Source organism: Pectobacterium sp. IFB5596 (genome assembly GCF_021432585.1).
GTDB classification, from domain to species: Bacteria; Pseudomonadota; Gammaproteobacteria; order Enterobacterales; family Enterobacteriaceae; genus Pectobacterium; species Pectobacterium punjabense.
On the sequence record NZ_LXFY01000001.1, the window covers coordinates 864,011 to 886,225 of the forward strand.

The window sequence follows — 22,215 nt, forward strand, 5'->3', positions numbered from 1 at the left end:
ATCTTTACCTTCCCATCGCGCGATGATCATGAACCTGACTGCAGAACCGACATCATGCCTTTAATCTGCCCACCCAGAACAGTCAGGCTGGTTTGATATTTCAGGCTATTGTCGGCAAAATTAGTGCGTTCCCGGTCCATATCGACTGTATTACCGTCTAATGCAGGCTGATCGGGTACGCGATAGAGCAAATCAAGCTCCGGCGGCTGAAAATTCTGTGCCGGTATATGCCGTACAGATGTCGTTTTCAGCGCGATACCCGTACCATTCACCCGCCCTTGCTCCATCGTTTTACTGAGCTGGCTGGCAAAATCTATATCTCTGGCCTGATAGCCAGGTGTATCCGCATTAGCAATATTCGCGGCCAGAATTTCCTGCCGCTGGGCACGCAAGTTCAACGCTTCCTGCTGAAACCGCAATGAGGCGTTTAATTTATCAAGCATGCTCCCTCCGCAAGTTAGAATTTGGAGTGGGTAGGATAATTCTCATTATGGCTATGCCATCGAACGAATAGGCACCAAATGCAGCGCTATTTATTGCCTTAACCTTATGCTGACATCGTTACACTTATGCCCGACACGATCGGAATCAGGAGAGCTGAACTGGAATGAAAACAATATATTATTATCTCTGCCTGGCAACGCCCTGTTTTTTCATCCTGTGTGCCCCAATCAATGCGAGCAACCTTCCAGCACAGATCAATCAATTTTTTGCCTCGCGCTTTCAGGGAACCACCAATACCGTCAACGTTCTGATAAAATCGCCAGAATCACAATGGCCACAGTGCGAAGCCCCCCAAATCACGCAGCCCGGAAATACAAAAATGTGGGGAAATGTAAGCCTGTCAGTACGTTGTGAGCAGCAGCGTCGCTTCATTCAAACCGAAGTTCAGGTGACAGGGAACTATGTCACCAGTTCGCGACCTATAAATCGTGGGACAACGCTGACGGAAAAAGATATTGGTTTGACAAAAGGCAGGCTCGATTTATTACCGCTGCGCCCTATACTGACGTTACAAGGCGCGCAGGGTGCGGTTCTTTTACGCGATTTAACACCCGGCCAGGTTATTACTGCCTCCATGATCAGACGCGCCTGGGTGGTAAAGGCAGGCCAGTCGGTGCAAATTATCGCCCAAGGTGACGGTTTCACAATCAATGGCGAAGGGAAAGCCATGAACAACGCAGCTGCTGGGCAGGCAGTTAGGGTCAGAACGGCAAATGGACAAATAATCAGCGGCATTACGAACGAAGATGGGATTATTCTGATCTCACAGTAATTAATTAAAGCTTTGCTCAGGTTTGCCGATGATAGTTACTAGAGTCATTGCTGACGACGTTTTAAAATTGAATGCCAATGTGATGAACATTTCGTAACACGTTGGTGACTAACTATTTATCCTCAAATCAGAGGGCTGTATTATGAGTATTGATCGCACACAATCACTGAAGCCGGTCAGTCAAGTGCAACAACGCGAATCTGGCGACATCGTTAAAACCAAGCGTAAACAGGCCGAAACTCAGTCTGAAGTCAGCGCAACGCAGGTAAAGCTGAGCGATGCGCAGGCAAAATTGATGCAGCCTGGTACGCAGGATATAGACATGGCTCGCGTTGAAACTTTGAAACAGGCAATTCGTGATGGCTCACTTACAATTGATACCGGAAGAATTGCTGATGCGTTACTTAAAGAAACGCGAGATTTTTTAGCAGGTAATTAACACGTATGGAAAATCTACAATCGATCCTAGAGCAATTGCTCAACAACCTACGTGAACTTGATGTAGTTATGGCTGAAGAGCAAACGTTACTTTGCGCTGGTCATATTAATAGCATTGCTCTGCAACAGGTAACAGAGAAGAAGACATCGTTACTGGCGACTATGCAGCATTTGGAAGTTCGACGCCATGCAACAGAATCGACACTTAAGTTACAGGCACCTTATGACGGTGTTGAAAAACTATCTGATTACTGGCAGCAAGTGCAGGAATTAACCAGACGCTTGAATGATCAGAATAAGCATAATGGCCTTCTGCTTAACCGCCATATTGCCTATACCAATGAAGCCATCAATATACTGAAGCCTCGCCACGGTCAAGGACTGTATGGTCCTGATGGTCAGTCGAAAGGTGTTATAGTAGGCGGTAGGAAAATCACATTCTAAAGTCTCTGCGTTTCAGCAGAGACTTCTCATTGTCTAAGACTGCTTCTTACTTAAAACCACTATTTGTAGTTGACCGCAATATCGATCGTACGGACTATGAACGTCTGCTTAATGCGCCCTTTTCCTTCAATGTAGTATACAAAACGAAACTCATTGTTAGCCGCTAATCCCTCAAATGCCTGAGTTTGCCCGTCACCGCTTCCATTTAAGTCAACACAACGCTGCGGTGATTGCGAACAAAGCTTAACAACCAGCCCCATGGGTATCACTGAATCAATCGCATATCGCCAGTAGATTGTCGTAATGGTTTCATCCGGCTTAACCATGGTGTTAGGGACAAAGGCCGATGTCGTAATCATTTCACCACGGTAATCAAGTTTTATCCCAGGCTGACTTCCATTCCAACTACCCGGCGTTGCGATAGCGCCAAGCGGAAAAACCATCATTGCTGCGACCAGAGAACGTATCAACCTTCTCATTGTTGAGCTTCCCCTATAACTGATGTCATGCGGATTTGGCGATGATCGCTAATTTCCAAATTAGAAAGTACAGCCATGTTTGGCAGACTACGGTGCAAGAATCGGGCAAGTAAAGCACGCAAAGCATGGTTCACAAGCAGCACAGGTGGAGCACCCAACATTTCCTGCCGCTGTAGTGCTTGTTTTGCCTGCTCGAGTAGGCGATCGGCAAGCCCCGGTTCGAGACCTCCCCCCCCTTGGAGGGCCTGTAGTAAAAGGCGTTCCAACGACCCTTCCAGCCCAATAACCTGAAGTTCGCTGTCTCCCGGGAACCACTGCTGAGTGATAGCACGCCCTAATGCAACCCTGACAACCGTGGTCAATTCATAGGGGTCTGGTTGCACAGGCGCATGCTCAGCCAATGTCTCCATAATAGTTCGCATATCCCTAATCGAAACCCGCTCGCTGAGCAGATTTTGCAAAACTTTATGCAATGTGGTTAGCGTCACAACGCCTGGAATAAAATCTTCTGTCAGTTTTGGCATTTCCTGCGCCACACGATCCATCAACTGCTGAGCTTCTTGTCGACCAAACAGCTCGCTAGCATGTAATGCAATTAAGTGGTTCAAGTGTGTTGCCACCACAGTACTGGCCTCTACAACCGTGAACCCTTGAGCCTGAGCCTGATCTTTCAGAGCATTATCAATCCAGACTGCTGGTAGCCCAAACGCGGGGTCCTGTGTGATATCTCCAGATAAAGAGCCAACCGCATTCCCTGGATTTATTGCCATCCACCGACCAGGATGAGCCTCACCGCTCCCCACTTCAACACCTTTCATTAATATGCGGTAGCTGGCAGGTTGAAGCTCCAGGTTATCCCTAATATGAACCACTGGAGGTAAGTATCCCATTTCCTGAGCAAACTTCTTCCGGATACTACGAATTCTGCCCAATAGTTCTCCATCTTGCTGCGCGTCAACCATTGGGATCAAACGATAACCCACTTCCATACCTAGCGGATCTTCAAGCTGTACATCAGACCAGCTAGCTTCAACAACCTGATGCTTCTCCATTGATGCAGGCATGGGCTGCATAACAGGTTCTTTTGTCTGTTCCCCGCGCATCCACCAAGCAAGCCCCAACAAAGATGCGGTGAATAATAAAAAGACAAAATTAGGCATTCCAGGAACCAGCCCAATAAGCCCAATCACTGCCGCACTCAGCACCATAACCCGCGGATTATTGAATAACTGAGTGACCATCTGCTGGCCAACATCCTGATCGGTACTCACACGAGTAACAATAACACCCGCAGCAGTAGAAATAATCAGAGCAGGGATCTGAGCAACCAGCCCGTCACCAATAGTAAGCAAGGTATAGCTTTCCGCCGCCTGTCCTACTGGCATTCCATGTTGCACGACACCGACGATCAACCCGCCAACAATATTGATGACCATGATAATCAGTCCTGCGACAGCATCACCACGCACGAACTTACTGGCACCATCCATGGAACCATAAAAGTCTGACTCCTGTGTTACCTCTGCACGGCGCTTTTTCGCTTCTTCCTCACCAATTATCCCAGCGTTAAGATCGGCATCGATCGCCATCTGCTTACCTGGCATGCCATCCAATACAAAACGGGCACCAACTTCGGCAATGCGGCCGGCACCTTTGGTAATAACCATGAAGTTGATTAAAACGAGAATGATAAATACCACAATACCAATGGCAAAATTCCCACCTACAAGGAAGTGTCCAAATGCTTCGACAACCTTCCCTGCTGCGGCAGTCCCCGTGTGCCCTTCCAGCAAAATAATACGGGTAGAGGCGACGTTAAGTGACAAGCGCAGCAATGTAGAAAACAGCAGGATTGTAGGGAATGCAGCGAACTCCAGCGTCCGTTGCGTAAACATCGCCACCAGCAAGACCATAATTGATAGTGCGATATTAAAGGTAAATAGCAGATCCAGAATGAATGGTGGCAGCGGCAATACCATCATGGAAAGTATCAGCAGGATCAGTATAGGTCCGGCTAATATTTGCCATTGGGTACCTTTCATATTACTCGGTAAACGAAGCAAAGAGGCCAAATTAGCCATCAGTAGTATTCTCTTTAGCAAAATCCAGTGCATCGGGCACCGGTAGATGTTTCGGTTTTCTAGGAATTAATCCACCTTCACGCTTCCAGCGTTTCAGTTGATAAACCCAAGCTAAGACTTCTGCAACGGCAGCATACAAGGCAGCAGGTATATGCTCTCCGACCTCTGAATGACGAAATAACGCTCGCGCCAACGGCGGCGCTTCTAAAATAGGAACGCGATGCTCAGTTCCCAGTTCACGAATACGTAAAGCGACTTCACCAGCCCCTTTAGCCAACACTTTCGGCGCATTCATTTTTTTATCATCATATCGTAATGCCACCGCATAATGCGTCGGGTTGGTGACTATCACATCCGCCTTAGGAACATCCGCCATCATCCTACGTTGGGCAATTGCCCTTTGTTGCTGACGAATACGACCTTTAACATGAGGATCGCCTTCGTTCTGCTTATGCTCGTCACGAATTTCCTGCTTCGTCATCCGTAATTTTTTGATATGACTCCAGATTTGCCAGAATACATCAAATGCAACCATGGGGATAAGGCCCATGATGATGAGAAAGCCACACATTACGGCCAATTCCAATGCATCACCTAACGCTGCAATCGGCGCTTCGGATACCAAATGCAGTATTTTCGGCCAGTTATGAATCAGGAACAAGGTACTAATGATCCCGACCATGACCGATTTTAATATCGCCTTGAAAAGTTCAGCCAATGACTGGGCAGAAAACAAACGTTTTAAACCAGAAATAGGATCTAGTTTTTTGAAATCAACTTTTAATGACTTCGTGCTAAATAACAGTCCCCCTAGCAGCATCGGAGCAGACAACGCCACCAACACAGCCCCTAGCATAATCGGTATCAATGCAAAGGCAGCCTGGTGCAATAATGAACCGACATGGCGTAGCATTTGGGTATCATCGCTAATCGTTGCATAGTCAAAATTTAGTGACTGCGCGACAATTCTGGTCAGCCTGCCAGCCATCGCATCGCCTCCCATCCACAAAATAGCCAATCCTGCGACCATCATCAAAACGGAAGTCAACTCTCGAGAACGTGGAACTTGACCTTCTTCGCGCGCCTTCTCCTCCTTTTGGGGAGTGGGGGCTTCTGTTTTTTCCAGATCGCTATCTTCAGCCACGGCGATGTTCCTGTTACGACTTCCGGGATAGGAATTTGCTGCCTAGCATGACAAATACAGAAAAATTTTATGGCTGGAACAACGAGAAAAACCAACGCTTCTTTAACGCATAGTGAAAAGGAAAGGAGAAATCAAGAGTAGCTATTTATGGCCATAAATCTGGCCATAAATAACCGGAACAGCGGCACTCTAGCCTTTTAAAAAAGGAAATGATTCCTTTTCTTAAAGCAAGGCTCATTAGAACCCAAGACTATCCAGAAGATCATCAACCTGATCCTGATTGGCTACAATACCTGCCGCACCTTTGTCCAATTGTGGTCCATTCAGAAGACCATCATTAGCACGCTTAGGCGCATCTGGTTTTTCTGGGATATTTTCCAGCAATACCATCAGCAATTGTTTTTCGATCTCCTGAACAACATCCATCATTCGCTTGATGACCTGGCCAGTAAGGTCCTGGAAATCTTGCGCCATCATAATTTCCAACAGTTGGGCGTTGGTAAATGAGGTATGTTGTGGCACATCTTCAAGATAGCTACGCGTATCCGTCACTAATTCGCGCGCATCCGCGAGTTCGATTGGATTTTCAAACCATTCATCCCAACGAACCTTCAGAGATTTTGCGCCTGATTCTAGCTGGTTCTGGCGTGGTTGCGCAGCTTCTACACAGTTCAGTGCTCGCTCCGCCGCTTGCGCGGTCATCTGGACAACATAGTCAAGACGATCGCGGGCATCAGGAATGGCCTCTGCTGCTTCTGCTATCGCATTATCCAGACCCAGCTCTTTCAAACTGTCACGCAGCATACGAGTCAATTGGCCAATGCGCGAAATGATCTCGGTTGCTGAAGCTGTGTCGTTAACTGACGGCATATGTGGCGTCATAAGATCCCCTTACATACCCAGTTTTTCGAAAATCTTACTTAGTTTTTCTTCGAGGGTAGCTGCAGTAAATGGTTTAACTACATAGCCGCTAGCACCCGCTTGTGCTGCAGCGATAATGTTCTCTTTCTTCGCTTCTGCCGTTACCATCAGTACAGGGAGGCTGGAAAGCGCGCCGTCAGCACGGATAGTCTGCAACAGCTCAAGCCCATCCATATTAGGCATATTCCAGTCAGAAATGACGAAATCAAAAGCACTGGAGCGAAGCTTATTCAGTGCATCGGCACCATCCTCTGCCTCTTCTACGTTATTAAAGCCCAGTTCCTTAAGCAGGTTACGGACAATTCGGCGCATTGTCGAAAAATCATCCACTACCAGAAATCTGAGTTCTTTATCGGCCATACCTACTCCTAAAATATTTATTGCTCACCGAGAGCTGCTTATATACGTAATGCCTGTCCGGCAGAGATTTGTGCCAACATTCGCTGGCTCACCTGGTGCAAATCCACCACTTCATCGACACCACCCATCGCAATCGCTTCGCGTGGCATCCCGAAAACCACACAACTTGCTTCATTTTGGGCCAGCGTATAAGCACCAGCCTGATGGAGTTCCAGCATGCCTGCTGCCCCATCATTCCCCATTCCAGTAAGGATTACCCCTACAGCATTTCGCCCGGCATATTGCGCAACCGAACGGAATAACACATCAACTGATGGACGATGCCGATTAACTGGAGGCCCATCATTTAAACGTACTTGATAATTTGCCCCACTACGAGCCAATTCAAGATGGCGGGCTCCTGGAGCAATGTATGCATGGCCAGGAAGCACACGTTCCCCGTCTTCAGCTTCTTTCACCGTAATCTGGCATAGCTTGTTTAAACGCTCGGCAAAAGACTTCGTAAAACCAGGGGGCATATGTTGTGTAATCAATAGCGCAGGGCTTGTTGGTGGCAGAGGCTGTAATACATGCCGTATCGCTTCTGTTCCCCCCGTGGATGCGCCAATCGCGATCAGCTTCTCACTACTGAGCAGTGGCATGTGCTGAATAATTTTCGTCGGCTCTGCTACTGTGCTACGTTGCGGCAGACGCGCTTTCGCTGCCATACGAATTTTTTCCGCAATCAGTTCGCTGTATGCAAGCATCCCTTCGCGGATACCCAGTTGCGGTTTGGTGACGAAATCAATAGCGCCAAGTTCCAATGCGCGAAGCGTAATTTCTGAACCCTTTCCCGTCAGCGACGACACCATTACAACAGGCATCGGGCGCAGACGCATAAGTTTCTCAAGAAAATCCAGCCCATCCATGCGCGGCATTTCAACATCCAACGTTAATACCTGAGGATTAAATTTTTTAATCAAATCACGAGCAACTAATGGATCTGGCGCAGTCGCAACAACTTCCATGTCAGGATGGCTATTAATTATTTCAGTCATGATCTGGCGCATTAGGGCAGAATCATCAACGCATAATACTCTTATTTTGCTCATTATCTTTCCTTAGCCAGTCCATATACAGTTTGCCCACGCAAATAGAATTCTCGACTAATCTGGCTGAAATTCTCTGAATGTCCAGCAAATAACAATCCCCCCGGCTTGAGCATCGGGACGAATCGACGGAGAATACGCTCTTGGGTTTCTTTATCGAAATAAATCATTACATTGCGACAAAAAATAGCATCGAATGGTGCAGGGACAGACCAATCGGGGGCGAGCAGATTGAGTTGTTGGAAATGCACCATAGACGCAAGTTCCGGGCGAACACGAACTAAACCACTATGCGGCCCGGTACCGCGTAAAAAAAACTTCTGTAGCTGCTGTGGAGAAAGAGAACGTAATTCTTCCTGACGATAGATACCAGCAGTTGCCTTTTCTAACACTTGAGTATCAATATCACTGGCCCACACCTGACATCCACTCGCTTTATTACCTAAGACCTCGGCAAGTGTCATGGCCAATGAATAAGGCTCTTCTCCCGTGGAAGCCGCTGTACTCCAAATCGTATAGCCATTTGGACGTTTTCTGGCATGTTCTGCCAATATAGGAAAATGGTGAGCTTCGCGAAAAAATGCCGTCAGGTTAGTCGTTAATGCATTAACGAAAGCTTGCCATTCCGCGCTGTTAGGATCTGACTCCAAGAGCGCTAAATACTGGCCAAAATCATTGATTCCAAGTAAACGGAGACGTCTAACCAAACGGTTATAAACCATTTCTCGTTTGTGATCGGCCAAGACAATTCCAGCGCGCTGATATATTAATTGGCTGATTCGTCGAAAATGTGTGTCCGACAGCGGCAACCGATCAACCATCTGCGTCAGGATAGACGCAGATTCGGGGCGATTTTGCGATGGTATACTTTTCATATCAAACCGCTCGAATAGTGTGTTTTGCTATGGTGTTTTTCAATCTGAACTTTCCTTTACAGCTAACGCAGGTTTTTATTGTCATTCGTCAATTGCTCATCGCACTGCGATTAAAATTGACACTGTATTGGTAATACACTCCGCAGTTCTGAAAGCAGAACGCTCAGCGTGTCTGTTCTACCAAAGCCACATGCTGTCGGGTGGCATTGTCCCTCTCGTCACAGCTGTGCTACCTGCTTGCTTTGCCTCTGGTTTTTATACCAAAGTCAACGTCACCCCATCATATCCATAACATAAGTTACAGATTGAACAATACCATGAATTACCCTGCTTAAAAGCACCAAGTGCTATATCGCCGTCAACAGCAAATGTGCACAGATAAATTACGCTCACGCTTATCTTTTAAATTAATACAAGTAAACAATCACCCAGCCACCGATACGTAAGCGGCTGGGCATTAACTCACGAGAAGCTTTACATATTGGGCTTACTTATAGCCGCTATACCACGTTTTTTATCAGAACGTTTCCCAATTATCATTGGAAGAACCTTCTTTCACTTTCTTACCGCCATTTGCTGATGGAGCCAACAATACAGGCTTTTGCCCGGTTGCTGCTGGCGTTGTTCTTCTAAACGAACCCGTCTCTTCAGACAGCCGGAATACAGCAACAGCTTGGTTTAACACTTTAACTTGCTCTTCCAAAGCAACTGCAGCGGCAGCAGACTCTTCAACCAAAGAGGCGTTCTGTTGCGTTACTCGGTCCATTTCAGTAACAGCCTGGCCAACCTGATCGATGCCTTTACTTTGCTCATCAGAGGCCGAGGCAATTTCGCCCATAATATCTGTTACACGAGTGACAGCACTGACGATTTCTCCCATCGTCTCGCCCGCACTTTCAACCAGAACAGAACCTTCATCGACCCGGTTGACTGAATCTTCAATCAGACTTTTTATTTCTTTCGCAGCCTGAGCACTACGTTGTGCCAAATTGCGAACTTCCCCTGCAACAACCGCAAACCCACGTCCCTGCTCCCCGGCTCTGGCAGCTTCAACCGCCGCATTCAGCGCAAGGATATTGGTTTGGAAAGCGATACCATCAATCACACTAGTAATATCGGCAATTTTTTGCGAACTTCCAGCGATATTGTGCATAGTTTTGACGACATTATCGACAACCTTGCCCCCTTTCTGCGCAGTCTCTGACGCACTTAGTGCCAACTGGCTGGCTTGGCGGGCATTTTCCGCATTCTGTTTAACCGTTGCCGTTAGTTGTTCCATGCTGGCAGCCGTTTCTTCTAACGAAGCAGCCTGTTGTTCTGTACGTGAGGAAAGATCGTTATTCCCGGCACTAATTTCCGTCGCGCCAGTATAGATAGCATCGGCACCTTGTCGGACCGCACTCACCGTTGAAACAAACTCGCTTTGCATATGACGAATACTGTCAGCGAGAATACCCATTTCATTGCTACTATGAAAATTGGTCGTCTTTGTCAAATCACCTTTCGCAATATGACGAATATGTTCAACGATATTATTTAGCGGCCTCATTAATAATTGTTGAATACCAATCCAGGAAATCAAGGCTAACGCAAAAACCAACACGGTAATGAAGCCAAGTATCCAAAGTGCCGAATCGTAAGCTTCATCATTTTTAGTTATGCCAGCCTGATAAAGCTTGTCGCTTTCAGCTTTATAGGTGTAATACGCTTTTTCAAAGTTATCCTGAAAACGCTGTGTCGGCTGATCAATAAATTTCTTAAATTCCCCTGCGTTCAAGAACTGAATTAATTCAATCAACGCGCCATTCAAAGCCACATAATTCTCTTTTACGCCCCGGGCAACACTTTCATCTTGACGTGAATCCTGCGGCACTTTCTCATACCGTGAGAAAAAATCGTTTGCTACAGACAGTTGCTTTTGAGCAGAAACCAAAAGCTCTTTCCCCCCGGCTCCCGTGCCTGTACCACTAGCATCAAGAGCAAAACGCGTGCCAGCACGGTTAAGTGTATTGCGGGTCTGTAATAAATATGACCATGCTGAATCCAGTTCAGAACGCTTCTGGTTAATAACCTGCGTTGAGCTGAAGATATCCTTATCATTTTTTAATGCACTAAAAAATAAACCACCAGAAATAAGCTGAAGGGCTCCAAACAACACCAACACAAGCATCAAACCTGTGACAACTTTTATACGGTTAAACATACAACGCCTTTTGAGTAGACCAACCACCGATAATATCGGCATTATTCTGGATATCTTTACGAATTTCTGAACTGACAAGGATATGGCTAAGGAAGGTTTTCGGGGCCACTTTCGTAGCCCCTGAAGGCCGATAAATTAGACTTTCAATACACTATCAACCAGCGCCATCTCTTCGCTGCTCAACAGTTTTTCGATATCAACCAAAATCAGCATTCTCTCACCCAGAGAACCCAAACCAGTCAGGTACTCTGTTGACAGTGTTACGGCAAACTCTGGTGCAGGTCGAATTTGGTCCGCAGTCAATGACAATACATCGGACACACCATCTACAACGATACCAACAACACGCTGCCCAAGGTTCAGAACAATAACAACCGTGTTGTCATCGTATTCAACATCTTGCTTGGCAAATTTAATGCGCAAGTCAACGATAGGGACAATAACACCACGTAGATTGGTCACACCCTTAATGAAAGAAGGCGTGTTGGCAATACGCGTTACTTGGTCATAACCGCGAATTTCTTGTACTTTTAAAATATCAACGCCGTACTCTTCGTCACCCAGCGTAAAAATCAGGAATTCCTGTCCTACGGTTTCGCCAGTTAATTTGGTGACGCTTGCAAGTCCAGTCATGTTTTCCACCCTTTATTAACGATCTGTTTTATTAAGCAGCAGTTTCAACCACACGCTTTTCACGATTAAGCGCTTGTAACGCTGAAACATCCACAATCAGCGCAACGCTACCATCACCAAGAATGGTAGCGGCTGAAACGCCTGGTACCTTGCGATAATTACTTTCCAAGTTTTTGACGACGACCTGGTGTTGCCCAATCAACTGATCGACCAACAAGGCATAACGTCGACCTGCACTCTGTAGAATAACGACTATACCCTGAGTCGCATCCGTTTTAGCACCATCCACATCAAAGATATGGAATAGTTCAACGAGAGGTAAATATTCACCACGAACTTGTAGCACACGCTCACCACCCGCTAACGGGTACAGGTCTTCAGACTGAGGTTGCAAAGACTCCATCACGGCGTTAAGCGGTAGAATAAAGACTTCATTGTTAACTTTAACGGACATACCATCAAGGATGGCCAACGTTAATGGTAACAAGATTCTTATCGTTGTACCTTTTCCAGCCTGGAAGTGGATTTCAACATGTCCGCCCATTTCCTGGATATTTCGCTTGACGACATCCATGCCGACACCACGGCCAGAGACGTCAGTGACCTTCTCTGCTGTGGAGAAGCCAGGAGCGAAAATCAACATGCCCACTTCTTCATCAGACATTGCATCGCTCACCGCCAACCCTTGAGACAGAGCTTTAGCAAGAATTCTTTCACGGTTAAGCCCAGCTCCATCATCGATAACCTCAATGCAGATGTTACCGCCTTGATGTTCCGCAGAAAGCGTCAGGTTACCCACGGCAGACTTACCGGCAGCAACGCGTTTATCTGGAGACTCGATACCGTGATCTAGGCTGTTACGCACCAAGTGTGTCAGAGGATCAATAATACGTTCGATCAAACTCTTATCCAATTCAGTCGAGCTCCCCATCAGCGTTAACTCGACCTGCTTATCCAACTTGGCAGCCAAATCACGCACCAAACGAGGGAAGCGACTAAATACATATTCCATCGGCATCATACGAATGGACATCACCGACTCTTGCAGATCGCGGGCGTTGCGTTCCAATTGCCCCATACTATTGAGCAGATCGCCGTGCGCCACAGGGTCAAGTTCACTTGAGCGCTGTGCCAGCATAGATTGCGTAATCACTAACTCACCAACCAGGTTGATAAGTTGGTCAACTTTCTCAACCGCTACACGAATGCTGGTATCACCGGTTTTTGCTTTATTTTTTCCATTTTCCGGGGCAGATTGCGGTTTTGCTGCAACGGGCGTAGACGGTGCTATTGGCGCAACGGGGGCTTCAACAACAGTTAACGTTTCTGCGACTTCGGCGACAACGGGTTGACTGGCTACGGCCGACTTGAAACTGATTTGCTCTGGTTCAAGAACAAAACACAGTACAGCGCTAATATCGTCTTCACTTTCAGATGTGACTAATGTCACTTCTACGCTAGTGTCAGTCTGGTGGGGATCTTTAACGGTTCCCAGATTACCAAGTTCTTCCAGCATCTGAGGTATTTCCTGAGATTTCAGGCCAGTTAATGCGATACGCATTTCACCTTTACCTACATCATTAGATGTTGGGCTGACCGAGTACAGGGTTGTAGACGATGTGTCAGACTGGGTTGCGCCGCCATCTGCTTTAGACTCCAGAGCAAGCTGGCGCAAGGCCTGACAGATATACTCAAAGCTCTCAGCATTGGGTTCCTGTGCGGTTTTATAAGCGTCCAACTGATCCTGCATGATGTCTTTTGTTTCCAGAAACAGGTTAATGATATCAGTGCTAAGACGCATTTCACTACGTCTTGCCCCATCGAGTAGATTTTCTAAAAGGTGCGTAGTTTCCTGCAAAATTTTAAAACCGAATGTGCCCGCACCTCCTTTTATGGAGTGAGCCGCACGGAAAATCGCATTTAATTGTTCGGTATCAGGCTCTGAAGGATCCAACAATAATAAATGTTGTTCCATATCTGCCAGTAATTCATCTGCTTCATCAAAGAAAGTTTGATAGAAAGCACTCATGTCCATGCTCACGTGGTCACCTCAGCTGTGAATCGCGGCTTATTGAGAAGGCGTCGCCTGGCTATCCGGCGCAGCAGGCAACGCAGTAGTTGGCTGTTGACGCTCTGGAGCAGGAACTCCATTTGTTGGTTGTGGCAATGCCTCACCACTTCCACCCGTATTGTTATCACTATTTTCGGCAGTCGGCGTGGTAGGTTTAGGCTTATCCAACCCCATATTTTGTAAATTTTCTGCTTTGTCTATATTTACAGCAGAGCTTTCTGCATTTTCTTCTTCAATATCCTTCTGAGCTTGTTTGCTCAGTACCAAGAGACTGATACGTCGATTAATCGCATCATTTCCGCTTGTCGCCTGCTTGAGGCTCATTGTCGCAGCCATGCCCACAACGCGCAAAACTTTTCCATCAGACAAACCACCAAAAATAAGCTCTCGTCGTGATGCATTGGCGCGATCAGCAGATAATTCCCAGTTGCTATAACCGCGTTCCCCTGTCGTATACTGAACATCATCGGTATGGCCTGAAATACTCAGTTTATTGGGGAAGTCATTCAAAATAGGGGCTATCGCACGCAGGATATCCCGCATATAAGGCTCAACCTGCGCACTCCCGGTTTTAAACATTGGACGGTTTTGGCTATCAATGATTTGGATACGCAACCCTTCCTCAATCATCTCAATCAGCAAATGTGGACGGAGTGCACGTAATCGGGGATCGGCCTCAATTAACTGATCCAAACGCTCGCGTAGTTTATTCAGTCGAGCCTCATCCAGTTTCTTTTCTACGTTATCTGTTTTGATGGCCTTTTTCACTTCACCATCTTGTTGAGTTGGATCGTTTCCCCCACCAGGGATTGGGCTGGAACTGTCGCTTGATTTAGAGCCTGAAGTTAATGCAACCTTTAATGGGGTACGAAAATACTCCGCGATTTGGGCCAACTGCATAGGTGTAGAAATCGCGATGAGCCACATAACCAGAAACAATGCCATCATTGCTGTCATAAAGTCAGCGTAGGCAATCTTCCAAGAGCCACCATGGTGACCCCCATGCCCAGATTTGCGCTTTTTGCGAATAATGGGATGCTGATGTTTCATGCGTTACTATCCGACGCTTGCTGGGTCGGCGATTTTACACGACGAATATGTTCTTCCAATTCTGTAAAAGAAGGACGCTCCGTTGAGTACAGCGTTTTACGTCCAAACTCCACAGCAATCTGCGGTGCATAGCCATTAAGGCTCGACAGTAAAGTCACTTTAATACACTGCAATACCTTGATTTTTTCTGCATTTTTCTGCCGCAGCAAGGCTGCTAATGGAGAGACGAAACCGTAAGCCAGTAGGATACCAAGAAAAGTTCCCACCATGGCATGGGCAATCATCATCCCTAACTCAGCGGCAGGCCGGTCAACATAGGCTAATGAGTGAACAACGCCCATAACTGCTGCAACAATACCAAATGCTGGGAGGCCGTCGCCCATCATTGTCAGGCTGCTCGCGGGTACTTCACTTTCATGTTCAATCGTTTCGATCTCTTCGTCCATCAGCGTTTCAATCTCAAACGCATTCATGTTACCACTGACCATCAAACGCAAATAATCGGTGATAAATTCAACAATATTGTTGTCGGAAAGAATATTCGGATAGCTCGAGAAGATCTCGCTCTCGCGAGGATTATCAATATCAAACTCAAGCGAAAGCATCCCTTGCTGGCGAGACTTAGCCATCACACGAAAGAGCAAGGCCATAAGATCCATATACAAAGCTTTATTATACTTGGAGCCTTTGACCAAAAGAGGCAGCGCTCGAAGCGTTGCTTTTATCGCCTTTCCATTGTTGCCAACAATGAAAGCGCCTAACGCTGCACCACCGATAATCAGTAACTCCGAAGGCTGATAAAGCGCACCCAAGGCCCCACCGACCATGAGATAACCGCCGAGTATCGAGGCCACAATTACGATATAACCCAATATAACCAGCACAAGAAATCCTTATAATAAAAAAGGTGGGCGGAAGGTGAGATAAAACTGCGGAGCCGTAGCCAAGACGTTCTTGAGGAAAAAACCTATCACTGCTTTCACAAGCAACAGTGATAGATTCACAAATCGCGCTACAGGCTCAGACTGCGTGTTTTACCTGTTCATCCAGCAGTTGAGGTATTATATCGGCAAGATTTTGCGAAAGTTTACGCCTTTTTACCGCTCTGGAAGGCGGTTGGCACAAACTACAAACAAAACTGTTTTTAGGCTGATGAGCGTGAGTAATAAACATCCCTTTACAGCAATTGCATGACGACAGTTGCAGCATACCGCTGTCAACAAACCGGACTAATGTCCAAGCTCGAGTCAATGCCAACAGAGGAGAATCACTCTGAGGTGCACACTGTTCCAAGTACAATCGATACGATTTAATGACTGCTTCAACACCGCTACACTGCCCATTCTTAATTAAAAAGCTATAAGCGTTGTAGAACATTGATGAATGAATATTCTGTTCCCAGGTCATAAACCAATCCGTTGAAAAAGGCAACATTCCCTTTGGTGGCGGACTTCCTCTAAGTTCTTTATACAGCTTGATCAAACGCCCGCGACTTAACTGAGTCTCACTTTCTAACATCTGTAAACGAGCACCAAGCGAAATGAGCTCCATCGCCAACTGGATATCTTTCGCTTCCTGAACAATACTTTTCTCCGCCATCACTTATGCCCTTTTCTTAGGCAGGTTTTCTTCTTTCGAAGTTAACTGTTGTAATAAGTGGCTCGACAACAAAATCCCCGTATGAATTTGCTGTAAATCATCCACACGCGATTCCTGAGTCAACACTTTGATTGTATTGTGATCGTTAAAACGAAAATGGCATATTAGTTGGTTGGTTTCTGCCAGTTTTACCATCTGCGGCAGAGTCAGTTGCATCAAGATATCAGCCATCTCGTCATTGATCCCTAGACGAAACATCGCAGAAGCTTTTTCATCATTAATTAAGCGTTGCGCCAGTAACAAATAAGACAGATTAATGTCATAAATGTGTTTGAGTAATTCAGAGGTACCCATATTTCCCATCCCGACAGGCTATGTTTAAAACATAAGTTAGGTGATAGACCATATCGCCCAGTTCGAAAATCACTCTCCATTGATGGCATAAAAAACTATCGGTGCCAGATACTGCAAGTTACTACTTCATCATTTCTTATTCGGGCAATGCTACTTGCCAACTTTAGCCAACTTTGCGCATCACGCGGAGAATCCGTTCATCCGCTGCTTTCCTGATCCTTCGATGAAGACTCACTCAACCAAGAGCATAGGATTAATCCTAAAACAGCGCAACTGTACCGCCTAATCCATAGCACACACAACGCGACTGAAGAAGAATTTTGGCCATTATGTGACGCAAGTCACACAAATGAAAGCATTATGAATCAAGCTGCCTCTGGTCAGATCACTTTCATGCGTATTTTCACACCCAAAATGCACAGTAAACGTTACAAAAAGAGCGTTGAAAATAATAAAAAAGAAACAATTTGCTTGCTATGTAAATGATACATATACAAAAATATCATCATACCCGATATGCGCGCCGTCATGTAAGTTTATACCTTTCATGAAAAACTTACACTTTTTCCCCAAAAAACTCTCAACGATATGTTTTGATGCAAAATGTACTCATTCTTTACCAAGCTATTACACGTATAAATGTAACAAAAAAGTCGAAAAAAGGATAATTTATTGATTTTAAATAAAATAGTAAGTCATCGGGATTAGTTGCAACCGCTATGGTATGAAGTCATACAAAGCACAGCATGACCTTAGCGATCTCAAACGTTACCCCCCAGAATGCAACATTAGGAAGTTATCTGGTTGTAATAAAAATAATTTTCTGATCACATCTTCGTAACCCGGTTAACCAACCAAATACCTGAACATACCAAGATGAGTGCAAAGAAATATTTCCACTCCAGAATACTTTCATTAAGAAACAACGCTGACAACGCGGTACCGGATACGGGAATGAGAAAATTAAATGGTGCGACCATGCCGACCCGATTATATTTCAGCAATTGACTCCATAATGAAAAAGCGATTGAAGATAGCAAAATAAGGTAGCCGAGCATCAGCACTGCTTTCCAATCGGGTATAACTAGCGATCCACCTGTACAATACCCTGACACCGTTAAGATAACGCCACCAATCGCTAATTGATAACCTGTCATAATAGTTGGGTCCATCGTTTGTGATATCCGCTTACCATATATTGTCGATGCTGACAAAATAAATGCAGCAATAACAACGAACCCATCACCTAGCAGCGTAAAACTAATACTCATTTCATTACTGCTAATATTAACGGCCATCACACCAGCGAAACCTAATATACAGCCAGTTAGCTTATTAGCGTTTAGCTTATCATTCTTGTACAGATAATGAGCAAGCAGTACACTGAAAAAAGTACTGGTTGCGTTCATAATTGAACCTTTAACACCCGTGGTATATGCCAGACCGATATAGAAAAAAACATATTGCAACGATGTTTGAAATGTTCCCAAGATTGTCAGTTGGGCTAACTGCCTCGGCCGAAACCGCCCGATAGACCGACCGCTTAGCACGGCTAGCACCAACAGTAACAGCCCAGCAAACGCGAAACGGTAACCCGCAAAAACAAGTTTCCCAGGAATATCATTATCCGCAATGTGAAACAGGTCATAGCCATTTTTAATGGCTGGATAAGCACTCCCCCATAGTAAACAACATAATGTGGCGATAAAAAAAACAACTTTTTTATCAGAAAAAAAATGCGTATGCTTTTCCAAGAAAGATCCCTCCGAAGATAGATTTCACACAATAGCGTTGAAGCACAGACAAATAAAGTTAGTGTGTCAGACTCTTCGTTTTTATTATCAATTTGTATGATTTCGCATCACGTAATTTTCTTTTCTTTTTAAAGCGTTAAAAACGTGATCGGGATCGCATCGAATTTGATTAAGGTTTCCCAATATATGCCGATTATCTTTTACATTGGTTGTTTAGCTAATGGATTGTCATTAATGTAGACACTAAAACCTAAACGCTAATGCCGCCGCTAGTGGCATGGTAAATCATAATTTCCTGAGAATGAGTGAATGGATATGAAAATAACTTCAAGGTCTGAGCAGCACGTCGAGGCTGGCATGCTGAGCAATTTACGGCTAGTTCCCTTATTCATCATTATTCTGGGTGGTATTATGCTGCTATTTGCAGCATCTATCAGCACATCCAGCTACTTTTTACAAAGCAGCAATCAATCATTAGATGACGTTACACAAGAAATCGACACCCGAATGGGGATTTCGAACAGTTCTAACCACCTTCGCACTGCCCGTCTGTTGCTAATCCAAGCAGCAGCAGCAGCACGCATTGGTGACTCTCAGGTCTTCAATGACAACTTGAAGCAAGCAGAACAACGTCTGGAGCAGTCAAAAAAAGCCTTCCTCATCTATGAAGAACGTCCGGTTAAAACACCTCAGGATATAGCGTTGGACGGTGAGCTACGTAAATCCTATGATGCCTATGTCAATCAAGGCCTTATGTTAATGCTCACTGCGGCAAAACAAGGGCTATTTGAAGAAGTCATCACCCTTGAATCCGAAGAAACCCGAATTTTAGATTCGGCCTATAACAAATTTCTACTCGACGCTGTCGCTTACCGTACGCAGAGAGCGAAAGAATTAAACGAAACCGCACATAAAAATGCGCTACTCGGATATTCGTTAATGGGGAGCAGTTTCGCTCTGGCCACCATTTTAACGCTTCTGACATTCTTCCTTCTGCGGGGAATTCTCATCAAACCGATGAACCAACTGGTCATGAGAATTCAACGCATTGCGCAGGGCGATCTGACTCAAGTCTCGGATCGCTATGGCAGGAATGAAATTGGTACGCTAGCCAGCAACGTTCAACAAATGCAATCCTCGCTGGTCACAACCGTCACTACCGTTCGGGAAAGCGCAGATTCTATTTATCAAGGTTCGACAGAGATCTCATCTGGTAACACAGACCTTTCCTCACGTACTGAACAGCAAGCGGCGGCACTTGAACAAACTGCGGCAAGCATGGAGCAACTTACCGCTACCGTGAAACAAAACTCAGAAAATGCTCACCATGCAAGCCAACTCGCAGCGAACGCTTCTGGGAAAGCTAAACAAGGTGGCGAGATCGTTGCAAACGTTGTCAATACAATGAACAGCATTTCAGGTAGCTCAAAGAAAATATCTGAAATTACCAGTGTCATTAACAGCATTGCTTTTCAAACAAATATTCTTGCGCTAAATGCAGCCGTTGAAGCAGCCAGAGCCGGAGAACAAGGTCGTGGTTTTGCTGTCGTCGCAAGTGAGGTTCGTAGCCTCGCACAACGTAGTGCGCAAGCAGCAAAAGAGATAGAAACGCTGATTTCCGAATCAGTCAGCTTGGTCAATAGTGGTTCTGTCTTGGTTGATAACGCGGGTCAAACAATGAAAGAGATCGTCGATGCAGTCACGAACGTCACCGACATCATGGGTGAAATTGCTTCTGCGTCTGACGAGCAAAGCCGAGGAATAACTCAGGTCGGCCAAGCGATATCTGAAATGGATAGCGTGACACAGCAGAATGCTGCACTCGTTCAGGAAGCTAGTGCCGCTGCGGCCTCGCTAGAGGAGCAAGCCGCATTACTGACCCGTGCTGTTGCAACATTTAAGTTATCCAGCCATCTATCAAGTACGCCTTCAGCACCCGCTCGGCCAAATGCTCTGCACACGAAGGGTCATTCATCACTTGCCCTTCCTCGCCAAACCAATACGGAAAACGGTAACTGGGAAACATTCTAATACTGGATACTAGAATAGCTACGAGCATTGTTCACTCGGACAATGCTCGTATATTGACATTCCCCTTTACTCTTTTTCCGGCAAGATCTTTGGTTCAACAAACGTCCCATCCTTACTGTTAATCTCATTGAAAAACCAGATACCAGCAGGGTAATCTTTTAGTGCAACTAAATACATTACCCCTTCCTCAAACGTCTCCACAGCCAGAACAGTCCCTTCCCTGCGAGTCTTTCCATCGGTTTTAACAGTAACCAAATCATTAACTTTCATAAATTTATCTCAAAATAACTTCTAACATCAAAAAAACGGCATTATCATTTACAGCGGCGGTAATAATAGTACCTATATGAAATGATTAATTTTATTAATTTTTAGCAACGACATGCTAACCCTCTCTGTCATTAACTATCGATTATTCAAGCAAAAAATTGATCATTTCTATCTTAGTACACCCGACATATTTGCAAAAGAGATGAAAAGTTGAACGAACTACTGAACGTTAATGAACAGAGAGATAACGGTGAGTCAGACTACAACCAAGTTGTAACATCAGAGTGGACACAATTGATAGCCACGACCTCACAAAAATCTTTTGGTCTATTGCAAGCTCTCGCCGCCCAAAAAGCATCCGAGTTTGCTGATAAGTTCTATTCCTACATGCTCAAAGATCAAGAAGCTTCTCTTTTTCTTTCCAGCCAGCAAGTCCATGATCGACTCCATGGGTCTATGAGCAAATGGATAGTAGACATTCTATCAAACACTGGGGATCACCTAGCAGATTTGATTCTTTATCAAAAGAAAATTGGTCAGATTCATGCGCGTATCGGTATTCCGATCTGGTTGAACGTGGAGCCCGGCGTCTAAAATGGCAACTCTATGACAGCATCACACAAGTGACAGATGATAAATCACTCTGTTTTGATGCTATGCGTTACGCTTCTATTTCCATGGATATCGCCATAGAGATAATGAATAAAACCTATTCACAATCACACGATCTAGCAGCCAAAAACGAAGAATCTTATCGGTTATTTTCTATTCTGGAAAATGCCAGTATAGAGAGAGAACGACAGAATGCATCACTGCTAAATTGGGAAAATGCTTTTATTTTTAGCGTTGCTACCGGTACACCACTTTCCAGCATCCAAGACCTGAGTGACTCAGAATTTGGCCTGTGGTTTAACCACAAAGGGAAATCCAGTTTCAGTAATATTCAGGGAATACGGACTATTGCGAAAATTATAACCGAAACGGATGACTACATTCGCCACTACAGTAATATCGCACTACTCACACAGCAAGATTACGCTCCACTACTTAAAACAGTTAGAAGCAAAATTTATAAAATAAATATACTGTTGGGCTCACTATTCGACGAAGTCCAAAAACTGGAAAGCGGCAAAGATACGCTAAC

General features: G+C 45.3%; 22 protein-coding genes and 1 pseudogene. 6 read left to right on the plus strand and 17 right to left on the minus strand.

Annotation, left to right across the window (positions count from 1 at the left end; all coding sequences use genetic code 11):
* Nucleotides 1-26: 26 nt before the first annotated feature.
* Entirely contained in the window at nt 27-443 is a 417-nt protein-coding gene (gene flgB / locus A6301_RS04135) for a flagellar basal body rod protein FlgB (RefSeq protein ID WP_039347427.1), read from the minus strand.
* 164 nt (nt 444-607) lie between these two features.
* Here flgB and flgA point away from each other — a divergent pair, with 164 nt between their 5' ends.
* From flgA to A6301_RS04150, 3 genes are all read left to right on the plus strand, one after another.
* Entirely contained in the window at nt 608-1,276 is a 669-nt protein-coding gene (flgA, locus tag A6301_RS04140; RefSeq protein WP_107167785.1) for a flagellar basal body P-ring formation chaperone FlgA, read from the plus strand.
* Nucleotides 1,277-1,418: 142 nt separating this feature from the next.
* Entirely contained in the window at nt 1,419-1,715 is a 297-nt protein-coding gene (gene flgM / locus A6301_RS04145) for a flagellar biosynthesis anti-sigma factor FlgM (RefSeq protein WP_215483924.1), read from the plus strand.
* 5 nt (nt 1,716-1,720) lie between these two features.
* Nucleotides 1,721-2,158 (plus strand): flagella synthesis protein FlgN, encoded by a 438-nt coding sequence (locus A6301_RS04150; RefSeq protein WP_107167787.1) that lies wholly within the window; start codon nt 1,721-1,723, stop codon nt 2,156-2,158.
* Nucleotides 2,159-2,217: 59 nt separating this feature from the next.
* Here A6301_RS04150 and A6301_RS04155 read toward each other — a convergent pair whose 3' ends face one another.
* The 15 genes from A6301_RS04155 to A6301_RS04225 form a co-directional block, all read right to left on the minus strand.
* Entirely contained in the window at nt 2,218-2,637 is a 420-nt protein-coding gene (locus A6301_RS04155; protein ID WP_234257165.1) for a flagellar protein FlhE, read from the minus strand.
* Nucleotides 2,634-4,718, minus strand: coding sequence for a flagellar biosynthesis protein FlhA (gene flhA / locus A6301_RS04160; RefSeq protein ID WP_234257189.1), 2,085 nt, complete (start codon nt 4,716-4,718; stop codon nt 2,634-2,636). Before flhA ends, A6301_RS04155 begins: the two co-directional genes overlap by 4 nt.
* Nucleotides 4,711-5,862: a flagellar biosynthesis protein FlhB gene (flhB, locus tag A6301_RS04165; RefSeq protein WP_107167790.1), complete on the minus strand. Its 1,152-nt coding sequence runs from the start codon at nt 5,860-5,862 to the stop codon at nt 4,711-4,713. The genes flhA and flhB overlap by 8 nt, the downstream gene beginning before the upstream one ends.
* A 237-nt stretch (nt 5,863-6,099) precedes the next feature.
* The gene (gene cheZ, locus A6301_RS04170) at nt 6,100-6,744 is read right to left on the minus strand and encodes a protein phosphatase CheZ (RefSeq protein WP_107167791.1); all 645 of its coding nucleotides are present in this window, start codon (nt 6,742-6,744) and stop codon (nt 6,100-6,102) included.
* A gap of 9 nt (nt 6,745-6,753) precedes the next feature.
* Nucleotides 6,754-7,143, minus strand: a complete 390-nt coding sequence (gene cheY / locus A6301_RS04175) for a chemotaxis response regulator CheY (protein ID WP_095699942.1) — start codon at nt 7,141-7,143, stop codon at nt 6,754-6,756.
* Nucleotides 7,144-7,181: 38 nt separating this feature from the next.
* Nucleotides 7,182-8,234: a chemotaxis response regulator protein-glutamate methylesterase gene (locus A6301_RS04180; RefSeq protein ID WP_107167792.1), complete on the minus strand. Its 1,053-nt coding sequence runs from the start codon at nt 8,232-8,234 to the stop codon at nt 7,182-7,184.
* On the minus strand, nt 8,234-9,106 hold the full coding sequence (gene cheR, locus A6301_RS04185) for a protein-glutamate O-methyltransferase CheR (protein ID WP_107167793.1): 873 nt from the start codon (nt 9,104-9,106) through the stop codon (nt 8,234-8,236). The genes A6301_RS04180 and cheR overlap by 1 nt, the downstream gene beginning before the upstream one ends.
* Before the next feature lie 517 nt (nt 9,107-9,623).
* Nucleotides 9,624-11,309 (minus strand): methyl-accepting chemotaxis protein, encoded by a 1,686-nt coding sequence (locus A6301_RS04190; protein ID WP_205542858.1) that lies wholly within the window; start codon nt 11,307-11,309, stop codon nt 9,624-9,626.
* Nucleotides 11,310-11,444: 135 nt separating this feature from the next.
* Nucleotides 11,445-11,942 carry a chemotaxis protein CheW gene (gene cheW, locus A6301_RS04195; RefSeq protein WP_010279509.1) on the minus strand — a complete coding sequence of 166 codons (498 nt, stop codon included), beginning with the start codon at nt 11,940-11,942 and terminating at the stop codon, nt 11,445-11,447.
* Nucleotides 11,943-11,973: 31 nt separating this feature from the next.
* On the minus strand, nt 11,974-13,971 hold the full coding sequence (cheA, locus tag A6301_RS04200) for a chemotaxis protein CheA (RefSeq protein WP_215483926.1): 1,998 nt from the start codon (nt 13,969-13,971) through the stop codon (nt 11,974-11,976).
* A 39-nt stretch (nt 13,972-14,010) separates the two neighbouring features.
* On the minus strand, nt 14,011-15,063 hold the full coding sequence (motB, locus tag A6301_RS04205) for a flagellar motor protein MotB (RefSeq protein WP_107167796.1): 1,053 nt from the start codon (nt 15,061-15,063) through the stop codon (nt 14,011-14,013).
* Entirely contained in the window at nt 15,060-15,947 is an 888-nt protein-coding gene (gene motA, locus A6301_RS04210) for a flagellar motor stator protein MotA (RefSeq protein ID WP_107167797.1), read from the minus strand. Before motA ends, motB begins: the two co-directional genes overlap by 4 nt.
* Before the next feature lie 136 nt (nt 15,948-16,083).
* The gene (flhC, locus tag A6301_RS04215) at nt 16,084-16,662 is read right to left on the minus strand and encodes a flagellar transcriptional regulator FlhC (protein ID WP_005970730.1); all 579 of its coding nucleotides are present in this window, start codon (nt 16,660-16,662) and stop codon (nt 16,084-16,086) included.
* A gap of 3 nt (nt 16,663-16,665) precedes the next feature.
* Complete coding sequence (flhD, locus tag A6301_RS04220; protein WP_014915924.1) at nt 16,666-17,016, minus strand: flagellar transcriptional regulator FlhD; 351 nt, start codon at nt 17,014-17,016, stop codon at nt 16,666-16,668.
* 827 nt (nt 17,017-17,843) lie between these two features.
* Nucleotides 17,844-18,770: a DMT family transporter gene (locus A6301_RS04225; RefSeq protein ID WP_205542860.1), complete on the minus strand. Its 927-nt coding sequence runs from the start codon at nt 18,768-18,770 to the stop codon at nt 17,844-17,846.
* A 309-nt stretch (nt 18,771-19,079) separates the two neighbouring features.
* Here A6301_RS04225 and A6301_RS04230 point away from each other — a divergent pair, with 309 nt between their 5' ends.
* On the plus strand, nt 19,080-20,801 hold the full coding sequence (locus A6301_RS04230; RefSeq protein ID WP_215483927.1) for a methyl-accepting chemotaxis protein: 1,722 nt from the start codon (nt 19,080-19,082) through the stop codon (nt 20,799-20,801).
* Nucleotides 20,802-20,867: 66 nt separating this feature from the next.
* Here the strand turns inward: A6301_RS04230 and dsrB are convergent, their stop codons facing one another.
* Nucleotides 20,868-21,071, minus strand: coding sequence for a protein DsrB (dsrB, locus tag A6301_RS04235; RefSeq protein ID WP_205542862.1), 204 nt, complete (start codon nt 21,069-21,071; stop codon nt 20,868-20,870).
* A gap of 210 nt (nt 21,072-21,281) precedes the next feature.
* On the opposite strand from dsrB, the gene A6301_RS04240 reads away from it, so the two are divergent.
* Together A6301_RS04240 and A6301_RS04245 are read left to right on the plus strand one after the other, a co-directional pair.
* Complete coding sequence (locus A6301_RS04240) at nt 21,282-21,665, plus strand: protoglobin domain-containing protein (RefSeq protein ID WP_234257166.1); 384 nt, start codon at nt 21,282-21,284, stop codon at nt 21,663-21,665.
* 29 nt (nt 21,666-21,694) lie between these two features.
* Nucleotides 21,695-22,215 (plus strand): annotated as a pseudogene (locus A6301_RS04245) (GGDEF domain-containing protein); the annotation flags it as partial.